This is a genomic window from Teretinema zuelzerae, from assembly GCF_021021555.1.
Taxonomy (GTDB): Bacteria; Spirochaetota; Spirochaetia; order Treponematales; family Treponemataceae; genus Teretinema; species Teretinema zuelzerae.
The window spans coordinates 873271-893557 of the sequence record NZ_JAINWA010000001.1; the positions used below are offsets into that span (position 1 = coordinate 873271).

General features: G+C 55.0%; 21 protein-coding genes. 9 read left to right on the forward strand and 12 right to left on the reverse strand.

The annotated features are described in order from the left end of the window. The first annotated feature begins 170 nt into the window (after positions 1 to 170). A complete protein-coding gene (locus tag K7J14_RS04005) occupies positions 171 to 1514 on the forward strand; it encodes an acetate kinase (RefSeq protein WP_230753405.1) in 1344 nt (447 codons plus the stop codon). A gap of 24 nt (positions 1515 to 1538) precedes the next feature. After that, the gene (locus K7J14_RS04010) at positions 1539 to 2612 is read left to right on the forward strand and encodes a carbohydrate kinase family protein (RefSeq protein WP_230753408.1); all 1074 of its coding nucleotides are present in this window, start codon (positions 1539 to 1541) and stop codon (positions 2610 to 2612) included. A gap of 28 nt (positions 2613 to 2640) precedes the next feature. Here the strand turns inward: K7J14_RS04010 and K7J14_RS04015 are convergent, their stop codons facing one another. After that, a complete protein-coding gene (locus K7J14_RS04015; protein ID WP_230753410.1) occupies positions 2641 to 3213 on the reverse strand; it encodes a DJ-1 family glyoxalase III in 573 nt (190 codons plus the stop codon). Positions 3214 to 3260: 47 nt separating this feature from the next. Between K7J14_RS04015 and K7J14_RS04020 the strand changes: the two genes are divergently transcribed. From K7J14_RS04020 to K7J14_RS04030, 3 genes are read left to right on the forward strand one after another with little or no spacing between them, the layout of a single operon-like run. After that, on the forward strand, positions 3261 to 4502 hold the full coding sequence (locus tag K7J14_RS04020) for a response regulator (protein ID WP_230753413.1): 1242 nt from the start codon (positions 3261 to 3263) through the stop codon (positions 4500 to 4502). A 1-nt stretch (position 4503) separates the two neighbouring features. After that, positions 4504 to 6990: a response regulator gene (locus tag K7J14_RS04025; RefSeq protein ID WP_230753415.1), complete on the forward strand. Its 2487-nt coding sequence runs from the start codon at positions 4504 to 4506 to the stop codon at positions 6988 to 6990. Beyond that, the gene (locus K7J14_RS04030) at positions 6987 to 7871 is read left to right on the forward strand and encodes a histidinol-phosphatase (RefSeq protein WP_230753418.1); all 885 of its coding nucleotides are present in this window, start codon (positions 6987 to 6989) and stop codon (positions 7869 to 7871) included. The genes K7J14_RS04025 and K7J14_RS04030 overlap by 4 nt, the downstream gene beginning before the upstream one ends. Positions 7872 to 7943: 72 nt before the next feature. Here K7J14_RS04030 and K7J14_RS04035 read toward each other — a convergent pair whose 3' ends face one another. Then, the gene (locus K7J14_RS04035) at positions 7944 to 8300 is read right to left on the reverse strand and encodes a TraR/DksA family transcriptional regulator (protein WP_230753420.1); all 357 of its coding nucleotides are present in this window, start codon (positions 8298 to 8300) and stop codon (positions 7944 to 7946) included. A 105-nt stretch (positions 8301 to 8405) separates the two neighbouring features. Here K7J14_RS04035 and infA point away from each other — a divergent pair, with 105 nt between their 5' ends. After that, positions 8406 to 8627 carry a translation initiation factor IF-1 gene (gene infA, locus K7J14_RS04040; RefSeq protein ID WP_456243433.1) on the forward strand — a complete coding sequence of 74 codons (222 nt, stop codon included), beginning with the start codon at positions 8406 to 8408 and terminating at the stop codon, positions 8625 to 8627. 7 nt (positions 8628 to 8634) lie between these two features. On the opposite strand, the gene K7J14_RS04045 is transcribed toward infA, so the two are convergent. The 9 genes from K7J14_RS04045 to K7J14_RS04085 all read right to left on the reverse strand — a co-directional run bounded on the left by K7J14_RS04045 (position 8635) and on the right by K7J14_RS04085 (position 16434). Further along, positions 8635 to 9180, reverse strand: a complete 546-nt coding sequence (locus K7J14_RS04045) for a DnaJ domain-containing protein (RefSeq protein ID WP_230753425.1) — start codon at positions 9178 to 9180, stop codon at positions 8635 to 8637. Positions 9181 to 9254: 74 nt separating this feature from the next. Then, positions 9255 to 9776, reverse strand: a complete 522-nt coding sequence (locus K7J14_RS04050; protein ID WP_230753428.1) for a Smr/MutS family protein — start codon at positions 9774 to 9776, stop codon at positions 9255 to 9257. After that, positions 9777 to 11090, reverse strand: coding sequence for an SH3 domain-containing protein (locus tag K7J14_RS04055; RefSeq protein WP_230753430.1), 1314 nt, complete (start codon positions 11088 to 11090; stop codon positions 9777 to 9779). It abuts the gene before it with no gap. Beyond that, positions 11039 to 11638 carry a tetratricopeptide repeat protein gene (locus K7J14_RS04060; RefSeq protein ID WP_230753433.1) on the reverse strand — a complete coding sequence of 200 codons (600 nt, stop codon included), beginning with the start codon at positions 11636 to 11638 and terminating at the stop codon, positions 11039 to 11041. The genes K7J14_RS04055 and K7J14_RS04060 overlap by 52 nt, the downstream gene beginning before the upstream one ends. Beyond that, positions 11623 to 12651 carry a VWA domain-containing protein gene (locus tag K7J14_RS04065; protein ID WP_230753435.1) on the reverse strand — a complete coding sequence of 343 codons (1029 nt, stop codon included), beginning with the start codon at positions 12649 to 12651 and terminating at the stop codon, positions 11623 to 11625. Before K7J14_RS04065 ends, K7J14_RS04060 begins: the two co-directional genes overlap by 16 nt. Further along, positions 12648 to 13649, reverse strand: coding sequence for a VWA domain-containing protein (locus tag K7J14_RS04070; RefSeq protein ID WP_230753438.1), 1002 nt, complete (start codon positions 13647 to 13649; stop codon positions 12648 to 12650). Before K7J14_RS04070 ends, K7J14_RS04065 begins: the two co-directional genes overlap by 4 nt. Further along, on the reverse strand, positions 13642 to 14523 hold the full coding sequence (locus tag K7J14_RS04075) for a hypothetical protein (protein ID WP_230753439.1): 882 nt from the start codon (positions 14521 to 14523) through the stop codon (positions 13642 to 13644). The genes K7J14_RS04070 and K7J14_RS04075 overlap by 8 nt, the downstream gene beginning before the upstream one ends. Further along, positions 14520 to 15335: a DUF58 domain-containing protein gene (locus K7J14_RS04080; protein WP_230753442.1), complete on the reverse strand. Its 816-nt coding sequence runs from the start codon at positions 15333 to 15335 to the stop codon at positions 14520 to 14522. Before K7J14_RS04080 ends, K7J14_RS04075 begins: the two co-directional genes overlap by 4 nt. Before the next feature lie 82 nt (positions 15336 to 15417). Further along, on the reverse strand, positions 15418 to 16434 hold the full coding sequence (locus tag K7J14_RS04085) for an AAA family ATPase (protein WP_230753446.1): 1017 nt from the start codon (positions 16432 to 16434) through the stop codon (positions 15418 to 15420). A 94-nt stretch (positions 16435 to 16528) separates the two neighbouring features. Between K7J14_RS04085 and K7J14_RS04090 the strand changes: the two genes are divergently transcribed. Next, positions 16529 to 17842, forward strand: a complete 1314-nt coding sequence (locus K7J14_RS04090; protein ID WP_230753449.1) for an aminotransferase class I/II-fold pyridoxal phosphate-dependent enzyme — start codon at positions 16529 to 16531, stop codon at positions 17840 to 17842. A 93-nt stretch (positions 17843 to 17935) separates the two neighbouring features. Here the strand turns inward: K7J14_RS04090 and K7J14_RS04095 are convergent, their stop codons facing one another. Beyond that, a complete protein-coding gene (locus K7J14_RS04095; RefSeq protein WP_230753452.1) occupies positions 17936 to 18415 on the reverse strand; it encodes a hypothetical protein in 480 nt (159 codons plus the stop codon). A 65-nt stretch (positions 18416 to 18480) separates the two neighbouring features. Here K7J14_RS04095 and K7J14_RS04100 point away from each other — a divergent pair, with 65 nt between their 5' ends. Both K7J14_RS04100 and K7J14_RS04105 read left to right on the forward strand, forming a co-directional pair. Then, the gene (locus K7J14_RS04100; RefSeq protein WP_230753455.1) at positions 18481 to 19746 is read left to right on the forward strand and encodes a type 2 periplasmic-binding domain-containing protein; all 1266 of its coding nucleotides are present in this window, start codon (positions 18481 to 18483) and stop codon (positions 19744 to 19746) included. Between the two features lie 54 nt (positions 19747 to 19800). After that, complete coding sequence (locus K7J14_RS04105; protein WP_230753458.1) at positions 19801 to 20193, forward strand: hypothetical protein; 393 nt, start codon at positions 19801 to 19803, stop codon at positions 20191 to 20193. The last annotated feature ends 94 nt before the right edge of the window (positions 20194 to 20287 follow it).

Consider the following 20287-nt stretch of genomic DNA (forward strand, 5'->3'; position numbering starts at 1 on the left):
TCTTTTTTATTTCCAATCGCAATAGTACACCGGAAAGCGGGAATAATAAACGGTATTGCAACGGAGACTCAATAGGAGTACACTTATTTGATACGGCGGACGTTCAAGACCGCCTTTCTTTTTTTTATCCGTCTATTCGCAACGAAAAACATATATTTCAGGAGATTTTTATGGTCATTCTCACACTCAACTGCGGCAGTTCCTCGGCCAAGTATCAGGTATTCGACTGGGAAAACCGCGATGTCATCGCTTCAGGCGTTGTCGAACGGGTAACCCAGGAAGGCGGTTCCATCACCCATAACGCCAAGGGCAAGAGCGAATACAAGATGAACCACGAGTGCCCCAACCACACCATCGCGGTCGAGCTCATCATCCGCACACTCACCGATCCCGAAGTCGGGGTCATCAGCGACATGAACGTCATCAAGGCTGTCGGACACCGCGTTCTCCACGGCGGAAACAAGTTCACCAAATCGGTCGTCGTCACTCCGGAAATTCTGGACACCTTCAGGGAAGTGCAGGATCTCGGACCCTTGCACAATCCCGCGAACATCATGGGAATCGAAGCCGCGCAGAAAGTGCTGCCGAACGTTCCGCACTGCGCGGTCATGGATACCGCCTGGCACCAGACCATGCCGGACACCAGCTTCATGTACGCCGTTCCCTACGAGTGGTACGAAAACTACGCGGTCCGCCGCTACGGCTTCCACGGAACCAGCTTCCTCTACACCGCCAAGCGCGCCTCCGTCATTCTGGGCAAAAAGCCCGCGGACACGAACGTCATCATCGCCCACATCGGCAACGGCGCCTCCATGTGCTGCGTGAAAAACGGCCAGTGCTTCGACACCTCGATGGGCATCACCCCACTCGAAGGCCTCGTCATGGGAACCCGTTCCGGCGACTGCGATCCGGCCCTTGCCTTCTACATGATGAGAAAAACAGGCATGACGGTACAGGACGTCGATACCGCCTTGAACAAGAAATCCGGCCTTCTCGGAATCTCCGGGAAATACGTCGACCGCCGCGACATCAGCAAGGCGATGGAAGAAGGCGACAAGCGCGCAGAGCTTGCCTTCAAGATGGAAACCTACCGCCTGCGCAAATACATCGGAAGCTATATCGCCGCGATGGGTCAAAAGCCGGATGCCCTCGTGTTCACCGCCGGAGTCGGGGAATTCCACGCTGGCGTGCGCGCGGAAGTCTGCGCCGGGCTCGAACACCTCGGCATCAAGCTCGATCCGGCTAAAAACGCGATCGCCCGCACCAGAAATGCGGAAACCTGCATCAGCGCCGACGATTCCGCCATCAAGATTTTCGTCATCCCCACGGACGAAGAACTCGTCATGACGGAAGACGCCTACGCGCTCATGAAGGGCTCCTACGACGTGCACACCAAGTTCACGTACTCGTTCCAGTCCAAAGACTATGTGAACAAGGCGCGGGCCGAAGGCCTCAAGAAAGATATCGAGAAAAACCCCGAGCTGGCCAAAATCGTGGCTACAGCTCCGAAGTAAGGCTGATTGAATAAAGGGCGGCTTATGAGGATAGCGGGAATCGGAAACGCGTTGCTCGATCTCTTCTGGTTCCCGGACACGGAAGCCGCCCCGGTTCTCGGACTGCACCCGAACAGCACGGTTCACACCGATCCGGACAGGATGGACGAACTGCTGCTCGGCGTGCCGGCGCCCATACAGGTTTCCGGAGGATCAGCCGCCAACGCCCTGAAGGCCGCAAGCCTCCTCGGCGAAGACTGCGTCTTCTTCGGCTGCCTGGGCAGCTTCGAACGGGAATACGATCCCTGGGCGAAAGCGTTTCTCGCCGACCTCTCCGACTACGGCGTCAGGGCCGTGTGCGAAGGAAGAGGGTCTCAAACAGGGCGCTGCCTGGTCATCAACATGCCCGGCCGCCTCGCCTCGATCGCCTGCGCCCCCGGCGCCGCTCCTTCCTTCAGGCTTCATCAAATCGATCGCGATCAATACAAGCAGGCTGACTGGGTATTCATCGACGGGCAGGTACTCAGAAACGAAGCGTTCTTCGATTCAGTCGTCCGGGATTGCCGGGCTGCCGGAATCAAGATCGCCGTAGACGCGGCTTCGCGGATGCTCGCTCATGAGCATGCTCACGCCTTCAGAAAGCTTCTCGCCGGCGGAAACGCTGTCGTTTTCGCGAATGAAGACGAAGCTACGGCTCTCGCAGGTTCGCTCGCGGATATCATTCCCGGCATACCGCGGGTTCCGGACCGGGACGCTCTGGTGCATACGGTTTTTTCCTGTCTGACGCGCGAAAGCGGAAGCCGGGAAGACGAAACCAACGCCCTTCCCTGCATTGTGGAAAAGCGCGGAGAAAAGGGAGCGCGCGCATGGTCGAACGGAGAGGTCTACGAAGCGGCGGCCCCGGTCATCCACTGGCCGCTGGACGAAACCGCGGCGGGAGACACCTTCGAGGGAGCATGGCTCTCCGCGATCGGCGCGGGCCTTTCCATGCAACAGGCGCTCGAGTTTTCAAACCGGGCTGCCGTTCTCGCGCTCGGGGTTCCGGGAAGCAGGCTCGACAAAGACGCTTTCCGTCGTCTCAAAGAGGAGCGCCCCGCGCCGGAAGCGAGATCCAGGTGACTCGCTGCGATTCCCCAGGGCAAAAACGCTAGGTTGCGGATTCGTTCCCGAACGGCCGCGCCAGAATTCCCGCGGCGACTTCCGCTGACTTTTCCCTTCCGCATATAATCCCGATCAATTCGAGCGAAAACTCCTCGGCGGCTCCGGGTCCCCGGGCAGTAGTAAGATTTCCGTCGGTAACCACCCTCGCACCGGAAGGGCGCACGTCCAGACTACCCTCGCAGCCGGGATAGCAGGTCCAGATTCTGCCGGACAGGTGTCCCCACGCGCCGAGCACGACTGCCGGCGCGGCGCAAATCGCGCCCACGTGCTTTTTTGCCGCGAAAAAACGGGCGGTAAAATCGCGCAGCGACACGGAAGACGCGAGATTTTCCGCTCCCTTCATCCCGCCGGGAAACACGATAAGATCGGGAAAGGGGGCGCTCTTCAGCGAATCCAGGCTCGCGTCGCATACGATCGAAACCTGATGGGATGAACGCACAGTAATTCCGGTAACGCCGACAGCCACTGTTTCGATGCCGGCCCTTCTCAGGTAGTCGATGGGCGTTACTGCCTCTACGTCTTCGAACCCGTCGGCCAAGAACACGTACGCGCTTTTCATGCTTTCCCCTTTCACCAAACAGATTTTCTACATTATAATGCTACTATATGAAACAAGTATTGTTAATAGACGAATCTTCGGTATTCCGGGATTATATAAAAGATAAACTCGCTTCCAGGCACGTACAGGTGGATATCGGCGTCGGCCAGCTCGACAGCCTCTCGAAGATGAGATCCATCCTTCCCGATCTGGTGATCCTCGATTTTAATCCGAACCGCAGCTTTGTTTTCGATCTTCTGGACGCGAAAAAAAGCGATCCGAACGCCCGCGACATTCCCGTCATTCTGTTGGCTCAACGCCTCTCGAAACATGAAATATCCCGGATCGCCTCCTACGGCATCAAAACGGTCATCCCGAAGCCGCTGAAGATCGACCAGCTCTTCTCCGCCGTTTCGAAAATAATAAAGCTCGATTTCGAAATCGACGCCACTCCCTGCATCCTGGAAGCCCACGTCAACGACAATATCCTCTTCATCGAAATCGCCCAGGGCTTGAACCGCGAAAAAATCGATCTCCTCAAATACAAAATCCGCGAGCTCATCGATTTATACAACCTCACCTTTCCCAAAATTCTCGTCATGATGACGGACATGTCGCTTTCCTTCGTAGACGGTCCCAACCTCGAACAGCTGATGAACAGCATCACGGCCGACGCCCGCGTTAAGAACAAAAACGTTAAAATTCTGACGCTCGACAATTTTACCCGCGAATTCATTTCGGGAGATAAAAACTTCGACGAGATTCAGATCGTAACCGATCTTTCCAAGGCCCTCGATTCTCTGCTCAAGGATGTCAACCAACTTGAGGACACAACCACCCTCATCAGCGAACACCTGCTCACCGCAACGGGCTCGCCGGAAAACCGTTCGTCCCTCGAAATGCGCTTCAAATCCGAACTGGAAACCCTGAAAGAGGCCGGCCAGCAAATCAGAATCGCAGTGATAGACGACGACGTAGTCATCAGAACAATTCTGGAAAAAACGTTCATGAGCCTCCAGGCCTCCGTAGATAAATTCGAATCGGGAATCAAATTCATTAACGCCCTGCATCCTTCGGCCTACGACCTCGTATTCCTCGATCTCATGATGCCGGAAATGAACGGCTTCGAGGTGTTGATGAAAATGAAACAGATGGACATCGATATCCCGGTCATCGTGCTTTCTGCGATCAGCCAGAGAGAGGCGGTGCTGAAAGTGTTGTCGGCCGGGGTAAAGAGCTACATGATAAAGCCGCTCAAGCCGGACGCCATTCTGACAAAGGCTATCGAAGTCCTTCAGGAGAGCGTATAGCATGGCGCGCTCCTTCGAGAACGCGGCGGAATATCTCGCCTCGGCGCGTATCCCTGTTCTGGTTTTGGATTCCAGGGGAATCCCCCTCGAATGGAACGCCGCGGCGGAAGAAACGTTTCCCCTCCTTCCCGGCAAGCCGGGGGAGCCCCTGTCGCGCTTCGTCACCGCGCAGGATTCGGAAGTAGATGAAATACGCTTCAGCCGCCTGCTTTCCGACGAAAGCCCGTTTTTCGTCTACGACTTCAGCCTTCCGGGCCCGCAAAACGGCATCCAATGGTTCAAGCTCCTGGCGAACCGCCAGCAAAACGGCGAGTACCTGGTTTTCATCGACGACATCAACCGTCAAAAGCAAAAAGAATCGCATCTCGTCCAGGCTAAACAGGACGCTGAAAAAGCGAGCGTCACTCGCAGCCAGTTTCTCGCCAACGTCAGCCATGAAATCCGCACGCCGATCCAGACCATCATCGGCATGATGGAGCTCCTTGGAGACACCAAGCTCGACGAGGAACAGACGGAATACGTCAGGCAGGTCCGCTTCAGCGCAGACGTCATGCTCACCCTCGTTAACGATTTGCTCGACATCACGAAGGCCGAAGCAGGCCAGATGAAGATCGAAAACATCGACTTCGTCCTCTCGGATACTATTGAACGCTCCGTCGACCTGGTCTCCATGGAAGCCCATAAAAAAGGCCTGGAAATCTGCATCGACATAGATCCCGGCATACCCCTGTGGGTCATCGGAGATCCGAACCGGCTCCAGCAGGTAATACTTAACCTGGTTAAAAACGCGGTCAAGTTCACCGCGTCCGGGCAAGTCGTAGTTCATGCGGAGCTGCGGAAAAACCGCGGCGAAGCCCTTCTTCCCGGAACCCCGGAGGAGATGGTGCATCTGGAAGTAATCGATTCAGGAATCGGCATCAGCGAACAGGCCCGTGCGAATCTGTTCACGCAATTTTATCAGGCGGATTCCTCGACGACGCGAAAATACGGGGGAACAGGCCTCGGCCTTGCCATATCAAAAACCATCGTAGACTTGATGGAAGGACGCATCGGCATCAGGGGAAACCCGACCGGAGGATCAGTATTCTGGTTCGAAATTCCTCTTGTCCGCTCCGCAAAACCGGAACCCGAGAAAAAGCTTCCCCAGGACACGAAGGTCCGATTCCTCCTGGTCGACGACAACGTCCAGTCTCGTTCCATATTGGCAAGAATGCTCGTCGCGCTCGGATTCAAGGACATCACGCTCGCCTCCAACGGAAAGCAGGCGCTTGAACAGCTCCATGCCGCCAGGCAGGCGCAAAAAGCATTCGACATCGTTTTCATCGACATGATCATGCCGGAAATGGACGGATGGCGGCTTGCGGCGGAAATCAACCGCAACAGAGACATCAATCAGGCGCGGCTCTACCTCATGGTCCCGGAAGGCAGCTTCGGAGCCGAAGCGAAGATGAAACTTCTCAAATGGTTCAACGGCTATCTCTACAAGCCGGTGAAGCGCCGCATGCTCGAAGAGCTTCTGCGGGAGCACTGGCAGCCGAGCATCGATCTTGAGGTGGTGGACGACCTTGAGAATCCGGAAAATCTGGAAGAAATTTCCGGAGACGACGATGAAGCAGAACCAACAGAACAAGCGCAAGCCTCCTCGCCGGCAGGAGCGCCCAAAACCTTGCTCGCCCGGGCTGCCGAAATAGTCAAAAAGACGTCGGGAATGGAAGGCGGATCGGGAACTCAGGATTCGGTCGATCCAAATCTTCCGGGCAAGGGACTCACCATACTGGTCGTCGAAGATCACCCGGTAAACAGAAAGCTTCTTTCCATCTTCCTGGAAAAAGCGGGAGCCGTCGTAGTTCCGGCGGAGGACGGCCTCGAAGCGACGGAAATGATCGCGAAATTATCCATAGATCTTGTGTTCATGGATATACAGATGCCGCGGATGAACGGCTACGAAGCAAGCGAATGGATGAGAGAAAAAGGCTACGACATACCGATCATTGCCTGCACCGCGAGCGCTCAACCGAACGAAAAAGAGCAATGCATCGCCTGCGGCATGACGGATATTCTGCCGAAGCCCTACAGAAGACAGGATGTGCTCGACTTGCTGCACGCGTTGAAAGACGCAAAGGAGAAAGTTCCTATGACGGCGGAACCTGCGGAAACATTCAACCGGGATCTCTTTTTCGACATAGTCGGAGGGGATATGGAAACGGGCGAGATATTGCTCAGGGAATATCTTTCGCAAACGGAAATGCATCTGAAAATCATGCAAGAAGATCTTGCGGCCCTGGCTCGGGATCCCTTAAGAAAAACAGCGCATCTTATCAAGGGCAGCTCGCTCAACATCACGGCGCAAAAACTCGCCGCGGCGGCTCAAACCGTGGAACTCGGCGCGGAGACGCTGTCGCCCGACCAGCTCAAAACCGCGGTAGACAAGATGACTGCAGAGTTTTCATCCCTGAAAGAAGCTCTGAAAACAGAATATCCGTCATGAAGAGAATTGCGAGCTACCATGTCCACACGACCTGGTGCGACGGGCATGATTCGCCTGAAGCGATGGTCAGGGCTGCGATAGAACAGAATATGACGGATATCGGATTCAGCGCGCATGCGATGTGGCCCTTCGCGAGCGAATGGCATCTTTCGCCCGCGAGCTACGGCGATTACGCCGCCGAAATACGGTCGCTCAAAGAAAAATACGGCGCTGAAATCAGGATTTCGCGCGGTTTTGAAGCCGATTATCTCGAAGGCGCGTCGGCACCGGACCGCGCGACGTATTCGCCCTTTTCCCCCGACTATCTGATCGGTTCGGTCCATTATGTGCCCGCTCCCGCGGTCTTCGGAAAAAAAAGCAAAAAGGTCGAGCCCTGGTGCGTCGACGCGCCGGCCGCTGAAGTCGCCCGCGGGCTGGAACGGGCGTTCGGCGGAGACGCAAAAAAAGCGGTGAGCGCGTATTGGGGCCGTGTACGGGAAATGATAGAGGGCGCCGATTTCGATATCATCGGCCATATCGATATTCCCCGAAAACGAAACGGGGAACTTCGTTTTTTCTCGGAAACCGAATCCTGGTACCGCAGGGAAATTAAAAATACCGTCAAGGCAGCCGCCCACAGCGGTAAAATCATGGAAATAAACACGGGAGCCATCGCCCGCGGCATACGGGATATGATATATCCCTCGCTTGAGTTCCTGAATCTCGCCTTCGAAGCAGGCGTCCCGATCACGATTAACTCGGACTCGCATGCAACCGATTCTCTGCTCTGCGCCTACGATCAGGCAAGGCTCCTTGCGTTTAATGCCGGCTACCGGTCAGCATCCTTTTTGGATGACTGCGGCTGGACAAGTGCGCCGCTGGATTCGGCTCTGGCCGACTAAATAGATAAGCTGTTCGAAAAAAAAAGTCCGGCATGTCGGCCGGACTTTTGTTCTACTCTCAGGCTTGCAGAATCAGCGGTTTCTGCGTTCATCCGCGCTTTGGCATTCGATGCACAACAGGGCATAGGGAATCGCTTCCAGCCGCTCGCGGGGGATCTTCTTTCCGCACTTCATGCATACGCCGTATTTGCCCTGTTCGATTCTGCTGATGGCAGAATCGATCAGCCTCATGCGCTTCATATCCTTGGATCCAATTGTTTCAAGCATTTTCCGGTCGTTATCATCAGAAGCAATATCTGCAAAATCCTTAGGATCCATTTCTTCAACTATGGCCCGGAAATCTTCATTATTCGCAATAAGCGTATCGATTATTTCTTTTTTTAAAGCAAACAGTGCGTCCTTCATCTGTTCTGCGAATTCTTTTTCCATGCGCTCCACTCCAGTTGACAAAGATATAGATAGACCATAGAATTATACGAACGAAATCCGCAAAAAGCAAACTTTTTCTGACGGTTTTCTATTTTTTTTGGAGGAATTGTGGCGAAAGAAGAAGCGATAGAAGTGGAAGGAATTGTAAAAGAATCCCTTCCGAATACCATGTTCAGGGTCGAATTACAGAACGGCCATGTTATTTTAGCGCACCTGTCTGGAAAAATGCGCAAACATTACATCCGAATCGTACCCGGCGACAAGGTAAAAGTTGCGCTTTCTCCCTACGACCTCAATCGCGGAAGAATCATTTACCGCGAAAAATAAGCATTTCTTATTCGCGTAAACTGAACAGCAAATGAATCGCGCGCAGGGAGTTCATGAACCCCCTGCCGATTGCGGCTATGCAAAGAACAACGCCGAAGATTCCGAAGAAAAAAGAAAATCTGAACAACACTACGCCCATCAACAGCGTTACTACGCTCCTGAAAAGCATCTCGAAGGCATCCTTGCGCGTCCGCTCAGGCGCAGTATAATTCTGCCTGTTCGTCCATGTCCAGGACGACTGACGCCAGGCCTCGCCGGCCTGCGAACCGAAAAATTCCTCCCATGGATCTCCGCCGTTACGGCCGTAAGAGGCCGAACCGGCATCGAAACCAGAGGAACCATTAGAGTAGGCTCCCATATCGTACATGTTCTTTTTTTCCGGATCGCCCAGGACTGAGTATGCCTCGTTGATTTTTTTGAACTGATCTTCAGCGGAGGGGTTTCCCGCGTTCCTGTCAGGATGATATTTAAGAGCCATCTCCCGGAAAGCCTTTTTTATCTGATCGGGTCCGGCCTCCCGCGAAACGCCTAATATCTCGTAATAATCTGGCATTACTCTGTTTCTCCGTACATCTTACCTATAAAATACAAAAAGAACGGCGCGGTTACAAGCGCATTCTTGAAAGATCATTTGAGAATCACCCAGGTTGCCCCGCTTCCGCCGAGCTCCTTGGCCGCCGATCCGCTCTCTCCCGCATGAGGATGCTTTTCCAGAAACAAAGTCACTGTTTTTTTTAACACGGGAGCATCTCCGGAGTGAGTCCCCTTCCCGTGGATGATCAGCACTTTCTGCAGCCCTCGGCGCCTGCAATCGGCGAAAAACGCGTTAAGCCGCGACCAGGATTCTTCGCGGGTCAACCCATGAAGATCGATAACGGCCTCGGGCTTCATCGCATGCAGCTTCCGCCTTCGTTCGGCAGCCGACGGCGGCTCGTGGCCGCCGTCGAGTACCGCGTCCTTATCCACGATATCGTGGCGGCGCATCCAGGCATCCATCGGATGAACCTTCGGCAGATCTGCGTCGTCCCTGCCGGATGCCGGAGCATCACCGACTTTATTGCACTGCTGATCTTTTTTTATTCGCTTCTTGCCGTACGGACGGGAGGTTTCCTTTTCCCAGGAATCCAGAATATCTCCGAAATCGACCAACTATCTCTCCATCCGCGTATAGAACGCAAGTTCTGAAAGTGTAATCCATCCTCGAATCTTGCCGGCTGTTTCGACCTGGGCCCATGTTCCCGAGGAGGCTATTACGCGCACGGCGGTGCCCGGAGGGATAGAATCGATCAGAGAGGAGGACTGTTCCGGAACCTGCAGAAGACGACTTGAAAGCGCCACTGCCGATTCCCGACGGTCGGCAGTATATAGGTATCCGGCGAAAAAAGCGAGACCGGCGGCAACGAGAATTCCGGCATGAAAAAAGTGAATGAAGATTCTCCGGCGCACCGCTATCAAACGCAGGCAGAAACTCAAAAAAAAGAGAAGAGCCGAACAGAATACTGCGGGCCCTTTCCATGCGGCGGGAGGCACCGGCAGGCTGTCCCTCAGGGAAAGCTTTTTTTCAAGCGCGAGCCGCTCCTTGCGGATGGGCGCAGGAAATAGAGATTCATGCTCGGCTCGCCGCAGTTCGATCAAGCGGTCGATGTCTTCCGGGTTGCCCCGGTCGATGATTTGTTCCTCGCGCGTAGGGACCGAGGCGAAACCCTTGAGGATTTCGGTTGAAACCCGCTCGTCCTTTTTATCAGGCGCAGGCCGAGCCGCCGTAAAAATCGCGGAGTCGCTGATCAGTGAAACCGATTTACCGTCGGAAGTTTCCCAGCTCGCCACCGCCAGAGGAGCGTTCTGACTTCCCGGATGCAAAGGTGTCCAGCTCCAAACGCCGACTATCCGCCAGGGTTCTTCGCCGATGCCGGAAAAATCCGCCTCGTCCAGGCGGGAGATTATCGCGTTCTCGGGAGCCGGACAGTCGACAGTCCTCAGAACTCCCGCATGAATCGCTTCCAGAACAAGCACGGAGGGCTTGCCGACGGAAAAGGACGCATCCAACGGCCTCCACCGCATTCGGGCAGGAGAATCCGTTTCGTCCGGAATAGAAACGATATATATTGGAGGGAGTTCAAGGTCTTCGCTTTCTCCGCTTACGACAAAGGGGCCGAGACTGAAGGATCCCGATTCACGAGATACCCATTCTTTAAGAAAAACAGTATCCCTGCCGCGCCGCTCTTTCCTGGCGCCGATCTCCACGAACGAGTCGGGAATAAGGCCCCAGCTCATTTCCAGTCCCGAGGGTTCCTGATCCAAAACGGAGAATTCTATTTTCAGCGTCTGGCCCGTCGAAAGCTCGAATGAGGATACGAAAACATCGACTTCAAGGGAATGGAGAGTTCCAAAAGAAGCCAGGAAACCGAGTATCAATAGTCCTGAACAGAATTTCGCAGCTGATTTTCCGGCGCGTGCTTCCATGCATCTTCTTCCTTTTTTCTGATGTATTCGAAAAGAGCGTCCTGCGCCGCCGCTTCGGAATCGCTCCTGTTGACCCCCGGAGCTGAACCGGACTGGACTTTCCGCTCGGACTCCCGTTTAGAGGCGATCAATTCAAGATTGATCTTCGCGTCGAGGGCAGAAGAATCAAATTCCAGGGACTTTCTGAAAAAGGCGGCGGCCTCGGATTCCAGGCCCTTTCTCCACGCGGCGATGCCCGCCTGATACCAGACTCCGGCGGCCAAATCGGGGTCACTGGATGAATCGATCAGCGAAAGACGGCTCATCGCGGCATCGTATTCTTCCTGGGCGAGCCAGGTCGACGCGAGACCGTACGAAGCCCAGGATGAAAATTTCTCCGGGCCCGATTCAGCGACCTTCAAAAATGAAGCGGAAGCTCTCGACCAATCCCTGCGAGACCAGGCGATCGTTCCGTCTGCGATGCCGAGAATCCCTTGAAGATCTCCGCTGCAGGAGGAAAAGAGCAAAGCGGCGGCGAGCAGGGTCAAAGCGTTTATTTTTTGCACCATCGGCCTCCGGCGATCAACGCAAGCATGAACGAAACCAACGATAAGAGAATGAAAAAACCGGATCGGTTCACGGTCTTCTCCGTTTGAACCAAGCGCGACGCCGTCATACCGGATGAAGAAACGCATTCCAGGACCCGCCAGGCCGAACCTGCGTCCGTCGCCGCGGCGTAGAAACTGCCCGGAGTTCCCGAGTCGGCGAGGGAACGGAGAACCCCGGAACCCAGCGTCATGTTCTCGAATCGAGGCTCTTCAGCCGATGGCAGAACGTTGATGTAAGCGCCCTCCTCGGTGCCTATCCCGATAACGGCAAGAACAACCCCGGCGCTTCGAGCGTATGCCCCGGCGGCTGCGGCTTCCGATTCCGTTCCGTCTCCGTCGCTCAGCACGATCAGAGTGCGAGACGAAGAGCTTGCGGAGGGAAAGGAATCGACGGCAACTTTCACGCCCTGTGCGATGGAAGAGCCCGGCGCGGACAGCAGAACGGGACTGAGCGAATCGAACAAAATCGAAATCGACTGATGGTCCTCGGTGAGGGGAACAGCCAATACGGATTCTCCCCGGGAAAGAACGACTCCGCAGGAAACTCCCTCCATTTGCTGCAACAGAAGAGACGCATAACGCGATGCGTAGGCGAGTCTGTCCGGACTCAGATCCGAAGCGGTCATGCTCCGGGAAATATCCATAAGGAAGATAACCGAAGAACCTTCCTGGCGGGTCGCGACCATAGAGACTCCCCAACGGGGCCCGGCAGCGGCGGCGACAAGAAAGAACCAGGCCAGCGAATACATGATTGAGCGGATAAAAAACCTGCGGGATGCCGATTTTTCCGAAGACTCGGGTTCTTCGGATCCTCTGCCGCTGTATACGAGCGACCCTCCCGCCGATAACCGCGAATTCTCCAGAATTCGCAAGGCCGAGCGGAACCGCTTCCATCGGGAGATCGAAACAATCCAGGCAGGAAACGGAACCGCGGCGAGAAAGAGCATTTCAGGATTGGTAAAAAGGTTCATCATGCGAACGCCCCCAAAATCAATCGCCGGAATATCCATGCGAGAGCCGCCGATGCAAGGGCCAGAACGGCGCAATACCGGTCGAGCGGCTCCTCAAGGGTGCGGGACCAGGAAGCTTTCGACGGAGCAAGGGCGGATCCGATCGAAGCGAAGGCGGCGTCGAGCGCGGCAGTGTCCGAAACGGAAAAGTATTTTCCGTTTCCGCGCGCGGCAATGTCTTTAAGCGCGGATTCGTCGAAACGGGAATCGAGAAAGCCGGAATAATGCTTGCCGCTTGCAGGGTCGTCGTACTCGAGAGGAACCTGCCCGTTTGTTCCGATGCCGACGACGAAAAACGAAATAGATTCCGAAACAAAGAGCGACGCCGAGGTGCGAGGATTGATCTCGCCGGTATTATTTTCTCCGTCGGTGAACAGAATCACCGAAGCGGCGCCCGCTCTATAGCTTTGAAGATGGGCGGCCGCGACCGCAAGGCCGAGGCCCAGGGCCGTTCCGTCTCCCATTTCCCCTATCCGCAGGCTGTCGAGCCTTCGGCGGAACGAGACGTGATCGGAGGTGGGGGGAATCAGCAGAGCGGCTTCCGAACCCAATGCCGCGAGGCCGAAGGAAAAGCCGGGACGTTCCAGAACAAATTCATGAATCCGTCTCCGGGCGACATCGAGCCGCGAATCATCGGACAAATCGCGGGCAGCCATCGAAGGGCTGACATCGACTACGAAAATTGCCGCGTTCCTGGGTCCTGAATACACCGCTTCCTGTTTGAAGCGAACCGGGCCTGCTAAGGCCAGAACCGCAAAGAAAAACGCCGCCGCGATAGACGCAAACGATATCCGGTCGATGAATGAACGCAACGGCGATTTCCAGGAAAACGGAGGCGCGTTCCAATCGCCGAGCGTCAAAGAAAAGAAGAAGGGCCGAATGACGCGCATTCTTCGCAACAGAAAGTACGCAGGCAAACAGGCGAGAAGGAGAAGAGCCGCCGGATTTGAAAAGCTATACACCGGAAACCTCCTTCTCCCGAACCGAGCGGATCATAGCTTCGACCGTATCGGCGCGGTAGTCTTCTTCGGGATTGCCGAAACGCCGAAGGTCGGTCTCGGATAAAATAGAGGCCGCGTTCGAAAACCAGGGATCGTCGTCCCCCCCTGTCTGAAGCCTGATTTCCGGAGTAGAGAGGGAGTCGAAGGCGGACTCGCTGCATCCGGACTGGACGGCCAGGAATCGGCGGAATAATCGCGCAGCCGCGGCGAACCAGAGGCCTCTCGGCTGCGTTCTGATTTTTCGTTCCAGAGCGCGAAGCCCCTTCAAAGTCTGTCTTTTATTTCGCGCTCGTCGTCTCGCGCCGGAGGATTGCGCGAATCGGGGAAGCGCTTTACCGAATAGAAGATACGCCGCCAGAGCCGTCGTTAACGCGGCCGCGGCCGCGGCGTATAACATCCACACCGTGCCGGGATAGAGTTTCGGAGGACGTGCGGGAAAGGGGGGAATCCCCGGCGATTTCTCCAATAAAGAAGAAACAGTTACCGCAGGAACAGGAAGAAGCGCTCCGCCCAGATTGATGGCGGGAAACTCCAGATCTCCGGGCGTCCAGGGAACGAATCTGATCTCGACAAACAGCTTTCCGTCGGCCTTTCTGCAACGGACCGCCTTGACGGAGACCGCATCGGAGTCCGGCAAATCGGATGCCGAAATCTCATACGCGCCGTCGCTGAAGCGGGATGCGAAAGAGCCTGAATCGGAATAAGAGACCAGTGCTTCGTCTCCGATGTAAATTTCCCGGGGAACGAGCGAAACGTCTTCAAGAGAAAACAGAAATCCCGGACACAGAAAACAGAAAAGGCAAAAAACGCCGCTGGCTTTTTGTCGAGCGCTCATACCGGATCTCCTCTCGTACGCCTTCCGGAAAAGAAGCTGGAAAGCACCCGGACGGAATCCTCTTCTACTGATACGCACAGCGGAGAGGCTCCCCGCTTCAGGCAAATTCTCTCCCAGCGCTGCACCGACTCGGCGTTTTCCTTCTCCCATGCAGCGGCGAAAACAGGAGACCCGGTGGGCAGCGACGCGCGCAAGCCGCTCTCGGGATCCTGAAAAGGAAGATAGCCGGCGGAAGGCAGGGCCGAGTCCGACGGCGCTGTTATTCTGACGGCGACGACGTCGTGGCGGCGGGACAGGACGCCCAGGGGACGCTCGTATTCCGAGGTTCTAAAGTCTGAAACGATTATCACCATCGAGCGGGAGCGGAGAATTCGCGAACACCCGGCTATCGCGCCCCCGAGGGCCGATCCTTCGCGTTCGCACGCATGGTGTTCAAGCGAAGCGAGAATCGTCAATATTCTGTCTTTTCCGCCGGCCGGAGACAGGGGGACTCCCGGCTCGCCGTCGAAAACGACGAGGCCGACCGGGCTGGAATTCAATTCCGCCGCGAAGGCAAGCAGAGCCGCGACTTCCTGAGCCTTAGCCCAACGGGAACACGTTCGCGAACCCGTCTGCATCGAAAGAGATCCGTCGACGATGAGGAACACCGACATTTCCCGCTCTTCGCGGTACTGCTTTACGAAGGCCTTTCCGGTCCGGGCCGTAACGTTCCAATCGATCGAGCGGATGTCGTCGCCGCGCTCATACTCGCGCACGCTGTCGAATTCGATGCCCTGTCCCCGAAAGCAGGAGCGGAAGCTACCCGTCTTCATTCCTTCGGAAATAGACCGCGCGGATAATTTGAGAAATCGGGCTTGTTCGGCTAAACCGGTTGTATTCATGATTCAGCGCGCGTCAGGGTATGGAAACCAGAGACAAAATCCTGGCGACGATATCGTCCGAGGACAAGCCGTCTGATCCCGCCTCGTACGAAAGAACGAGCCGATGGCGAAGCACCGCGGGCGCGACTGCCTTCACGTCCTCGGGAAGCACAAAATCGCGTCCTTCGAATAAAGCTCGTATTTTTGCGCAAGAATGAAGCGCGATGCTCGCCCGGGGAGAAGCTCCGAACGAAATATACTTTTGATAATCGTCCCGGACTTTCCGTTCCTTGCGCCCTTCGGGAGAAGGGCGGGTCGCGGCGACCAGCGAAACGATGTACTGAACGATAGATTCATCGCACCGGACGGAATCGGCATCCTTTCGGATGCTATACAGGGCTTCCGGTGCGAAAACCGGATCAACGCGCGTTTTCTTCGCATCGGAGGCATTCTGAAGAGCCCCGGAAGCGGAAGCCGTCACTATGCGGGCTTCCTCCGCGAGAGTGGGATACGGCACCTGCAGCTTCAGCAGAAACCGGTCGAGCTCAGCCTCAGGCAGGGGATAGGTGCCTTCCTGTTCAATGGGGTTCTGCGTCGCCAACACAAAGAAAGGCCGGGGAAGAATATGAGAAGACTCGCCGATCGTTACCTGGCCTTCGGCCATCGCTTCCAAAAGAGCGGACTGGACCTTAGCGGGCGCGCGGTTTATTTCATCCGCCAATACGAGGTTCGCGAAAACCGGCCCTTTTCGGACTGAAAAGCCTCCGGAAGAGCCTTCATAAACAAGCGTTCCGATCAAATCGGCCGGCAAAAGATCGGGAGTGAACTGAATGCGCTTGAATGTCAAACCGGAAAGCTCTGCGAAGGTTTTCACCGCAAGGGTTTTAGCCAAACCGGGAACGCCTTCGAGCAGCACGTGCCCGCCGGCTATCCAGGCGGTGATGATTCCGTCGACCAGCGAATTCTGCCCGATTATCCGTTCAGCCATGCGCTCCCGCACCGCGTTTATTACCGCAAGGCTTTGCTCGAACTTTTTGCCTTCTTCCTTCATTTATCTTCGCTCCGTATAAAAACTGTATATTTTTTCATTTTACGCGGGTTAGCTGACATTGACAACCGGCAACCCGGCATTGTATACGATAGATATGGCACACCAACAACACATTAACCCTCTCGCAGATGAACTGAATTCGGTCCTGGCGCCCTGCATAGCCGGACGACTTCTTTCCGACCTCGGAAACCGCCTGTATTTCCCCAAGGGAATTATCGCACAGAGCGGAGAAGCCAAACAATTCGGCAAAACTGCCAACGCAACGATCGGAATGGCCGTAAAAGACGGAAAACCGGTCATGCTTTCGGCGCTGAAAGACCAGCTTCCCGGCCTTTCTCCGGCTGAAGCGGTTGCATACCCTCCCACAGCGGGTAATGAAGACTTGCGCAAGCTCTGGCTCGACGCCATCAAACAAAAAAACCCCTCCCTGGGTAACGCGAAAATTACCCTTCCCGTCCTGGTGCCCGGACTCACAGCGGGGATATCCTATCTCTCGGATCTTTTTCTCGACGATAAATCGGTGCTGCTCACCGGAGACCCCGCATGGGACAACTATGTGCTCATCGTCGAAGCCCGCAGAAACTCTAAACTCGTCGGTTTTTCTCTTTTCAACGAAACAGGCTTCAACGTGGAAAGCTTCCGCGCGGCCGTGCAAGAACAGGCGAAACTCGGCTCGGTCAGAATGCTTCTCAATTTCCCCCAGAATCCCTCGGGCTACACTCCAACCAAAGAAGAAGCCCGGGCGATCGTCCAGGTGATCACCGAGACGGCCGAGAAGGGAACCGACGTGCTGGTATGGTGCGACGACGCCTACTTCGGTCTCGATTACGAGGATTCAATTGAAGTCGAATCTTTGTTCGCCCGTCTGGCGAACGCCCATGAACGCATTCTCGCGGTGAAAATAGACGGTCCCACCAAAGAAGACTACGTGTGGGGCCTGAGAACGGGGTTCCTGACATTCGGTTCCAAGGGGATGACGGACGCTCAATACGATGCTCTCATTAAAAAACTGATGGGAGCCATCCGATCCTCCGTTTCCTGCGCCGCGGCTCCCTCTCAATCGCTCATGCTGAAGGTGCTGGCGGATCCGCGGACCGAAGGCGAAAAGCTCGAGTTCCGGAAAATGCTGGAAGAACGGTACGCCGTCGTGCGCGCCTTCATAGACAGCCACAAGAACCATCCGGTTCTCTCGGCTCTGCCCTTCAACTCGGGCTATTTCATGAGCATGAAGTGCTCCGGCGTTCCCGCCGAGGAACTGAGGCTCAAGCTGCTTCACGAACATGGAATCGGCACGATTGCCATCGATCCGACCCACCTTCGCGTCGCGTTCTCTTCCGTAGATACCGGAAAACTCGAAAGCGTGTTCCAGACGATCTTCGACGTAGCCGAAAAGATGCTCTCGAAGTAACGGCTCGCCGACGCTTGCCGTGATGCCCTGAAAATAATAAGCCCGCCGAATCATGAGATTCGGCGGGCTTTTTTTGTATTCACGTTTCTATTTTCAGCGTTCGGCCAGATATCGGTCTATTTCCGAGAGATTCGGAAAATCGCGCCACACGGCTTTTGCTTTGCCGTTATCGGCCTCGTCGCGCGAACGAACGACAACCAGCAAGTCCCGGACGCACTCGGCCAGAACCCGCACGTTCGCCGCGAAGTTGTTCAAGGCCATATCGCGGTACACCTTGTTCGAATCATGTCCCGACGCGGAAGGCCCCAGGTTGCGTATATTCGGAAGGATCTCTGAACGAACCAGAAAAATGAACCGGGCCATGGCGTGAAGCTCGGGATAGAGCTCGTCCAAATGTATCCCTTGCGATATGACCGACTCGGGCTGTTCGGTCAGGTCGGCGATCCGTCTGGCCAATTCGTCGTTAGCGAAAATGCCCGCGATATAGGGCCTGAGAAAACGGGTTGATATGTTCGTATTATAATGATCGGAAAGCCGTAAAATTAGCTCCGAAATTCGGGCGTCTTTAACCATAGAATCCATTATACTCCGCAAAACCCGGGATTGACAACTCTGACGGCTCTCCTTAGAGTACCTGTATGATTCGCACACGACGCTTTCGACTCATCGGCGCTCTTTCCGTCCTGGCTCAGAGCATGCTTCTGATCTCCTGCAATCCGCAAACAGAAAACTCCGCGGTCCTGTGGACCAATCAGGATTCGTTTGCCTCCTACGTCGAACTATTCAACACCTCTCAAAACAAACATACCATAATTCTCGAATACAAAGCGAATCCGGCAGAGGCGATACTTACTTCGAAAGAACAGCCCGACATCGTCATCGGCCCCTGGCTAAAAGGAGAAAAAACCCGTACGAAGCTCGTCTCGGTCGATTATCTTTTCGACGAACTTAAAATCTCGGGGAAACTATTCTATAAACCGTTGCTGGACCTCGGCCATATTAATGGAAGACAATATCTGCTTCCGGTAAGCTTCAATCTTCCGGCTGTGATATTCTCGCCTGAACACAGGGAGCTCATCCCCGGCGATTTTTCTCTTTCGATAGAACAGATCCGCGAAATCGGTAAAACCTGGAACCAGAAAAACGATAGAACCTATACGCGCATGGGTTTTTCCCCCCGCTGGAATCCCGACTTTCTGTACCTTACGGCAAAGTTATTCGACGCCCGCTTTGAAGAATCAAACACACTGTTCACCTACAACGCGCAGGCATTGGAAACAGGGCTCAAATGGATACGGTCATGGAGCACCGAGGTAAACGAATCGATTCAGGCGGAAGACGATTTCGCTTTCAAGTATCTCTACGATCCCCCCTACAAGCTGGTAACCGGATCGAGAAACCTCTTCTCGTACATGTCGAGCGAAGATCTCTTGGCGATGCCCCAGGACAAGCTTCAGAACATCGATTTCCGCTGGATCACCAAAAGCAGCATGACTCCGATCAACGATGAAATCATGTACGCGGCGATTTGCAGAAAGGCGCAGAACACGGAAGCCGCGGAAGCATTTTTAACGTGGTTTTTCACCGAAAGAACTCAAAAGGAATTATTGGAACGATCGAGGAATCTCGGGGAAATGGAACGTTCCTTCGGCATCTCGGGCGGGTTCTCGGCTCTCAGATCGGTTAATGAAAAGGTGTTTCCGCTCTTTTATCCGTCAATCCTCGGGCACCTGCCGCCCGCCGAGTCTCTCGCAGTCCCCCGCATTCTTCCGAACAACTGGATCATGCTGAAGGAAAAGATAGTCATGCCCTGGCTCGTAGACGCGGCCGGTACGCCCGCGCAGCATTCGAATACGGTAAAATCTATGGAAGCGCGGCTGGTGGATTGGCAAAAAACGCGCTAATCCCGGACGTATTACCCTCCGATACTCAAAGCAGAGAGCGGAGGAACGTCGAAAATGTTTTCAAATGTCGGGCCCCTCAGGACCCTATCATACAGCCTAGTAAGCGCAGCCTCGAGCAACGGCCGCACATACATACCGGTCAAGCCGAGCCAATTCGGCTACGCCCAGTTCCAGTACGTCGCCGGCATACCCGCCGCTCCCGGTCAGCAGGGCGTTTCCGTCGACAAGCTTAAAATCCTCAATACCCTCATCGATCAACTCGTTACAATGAAACAAAGAAGCGACGTTCCAAAAATAACCGCCCGCGGCGAAATCTCCAACGAACAGATCGACACCCTCATACACCAATATCAGGATCAGATTCATACAGCCGTTGCTATCGCCGAAAACCTCCCCTACAAGCCATCCATGCCTCAAACCGGCGCCGTAATCAACCTCAGCATCTGAACCCCGTCGATACCTGTCTCCGCCTATTGTCAACAGGGTCTTACATACCTTGAATAAAACTCCCAAATCCGTTACATTTTTACCGATTAGAAGA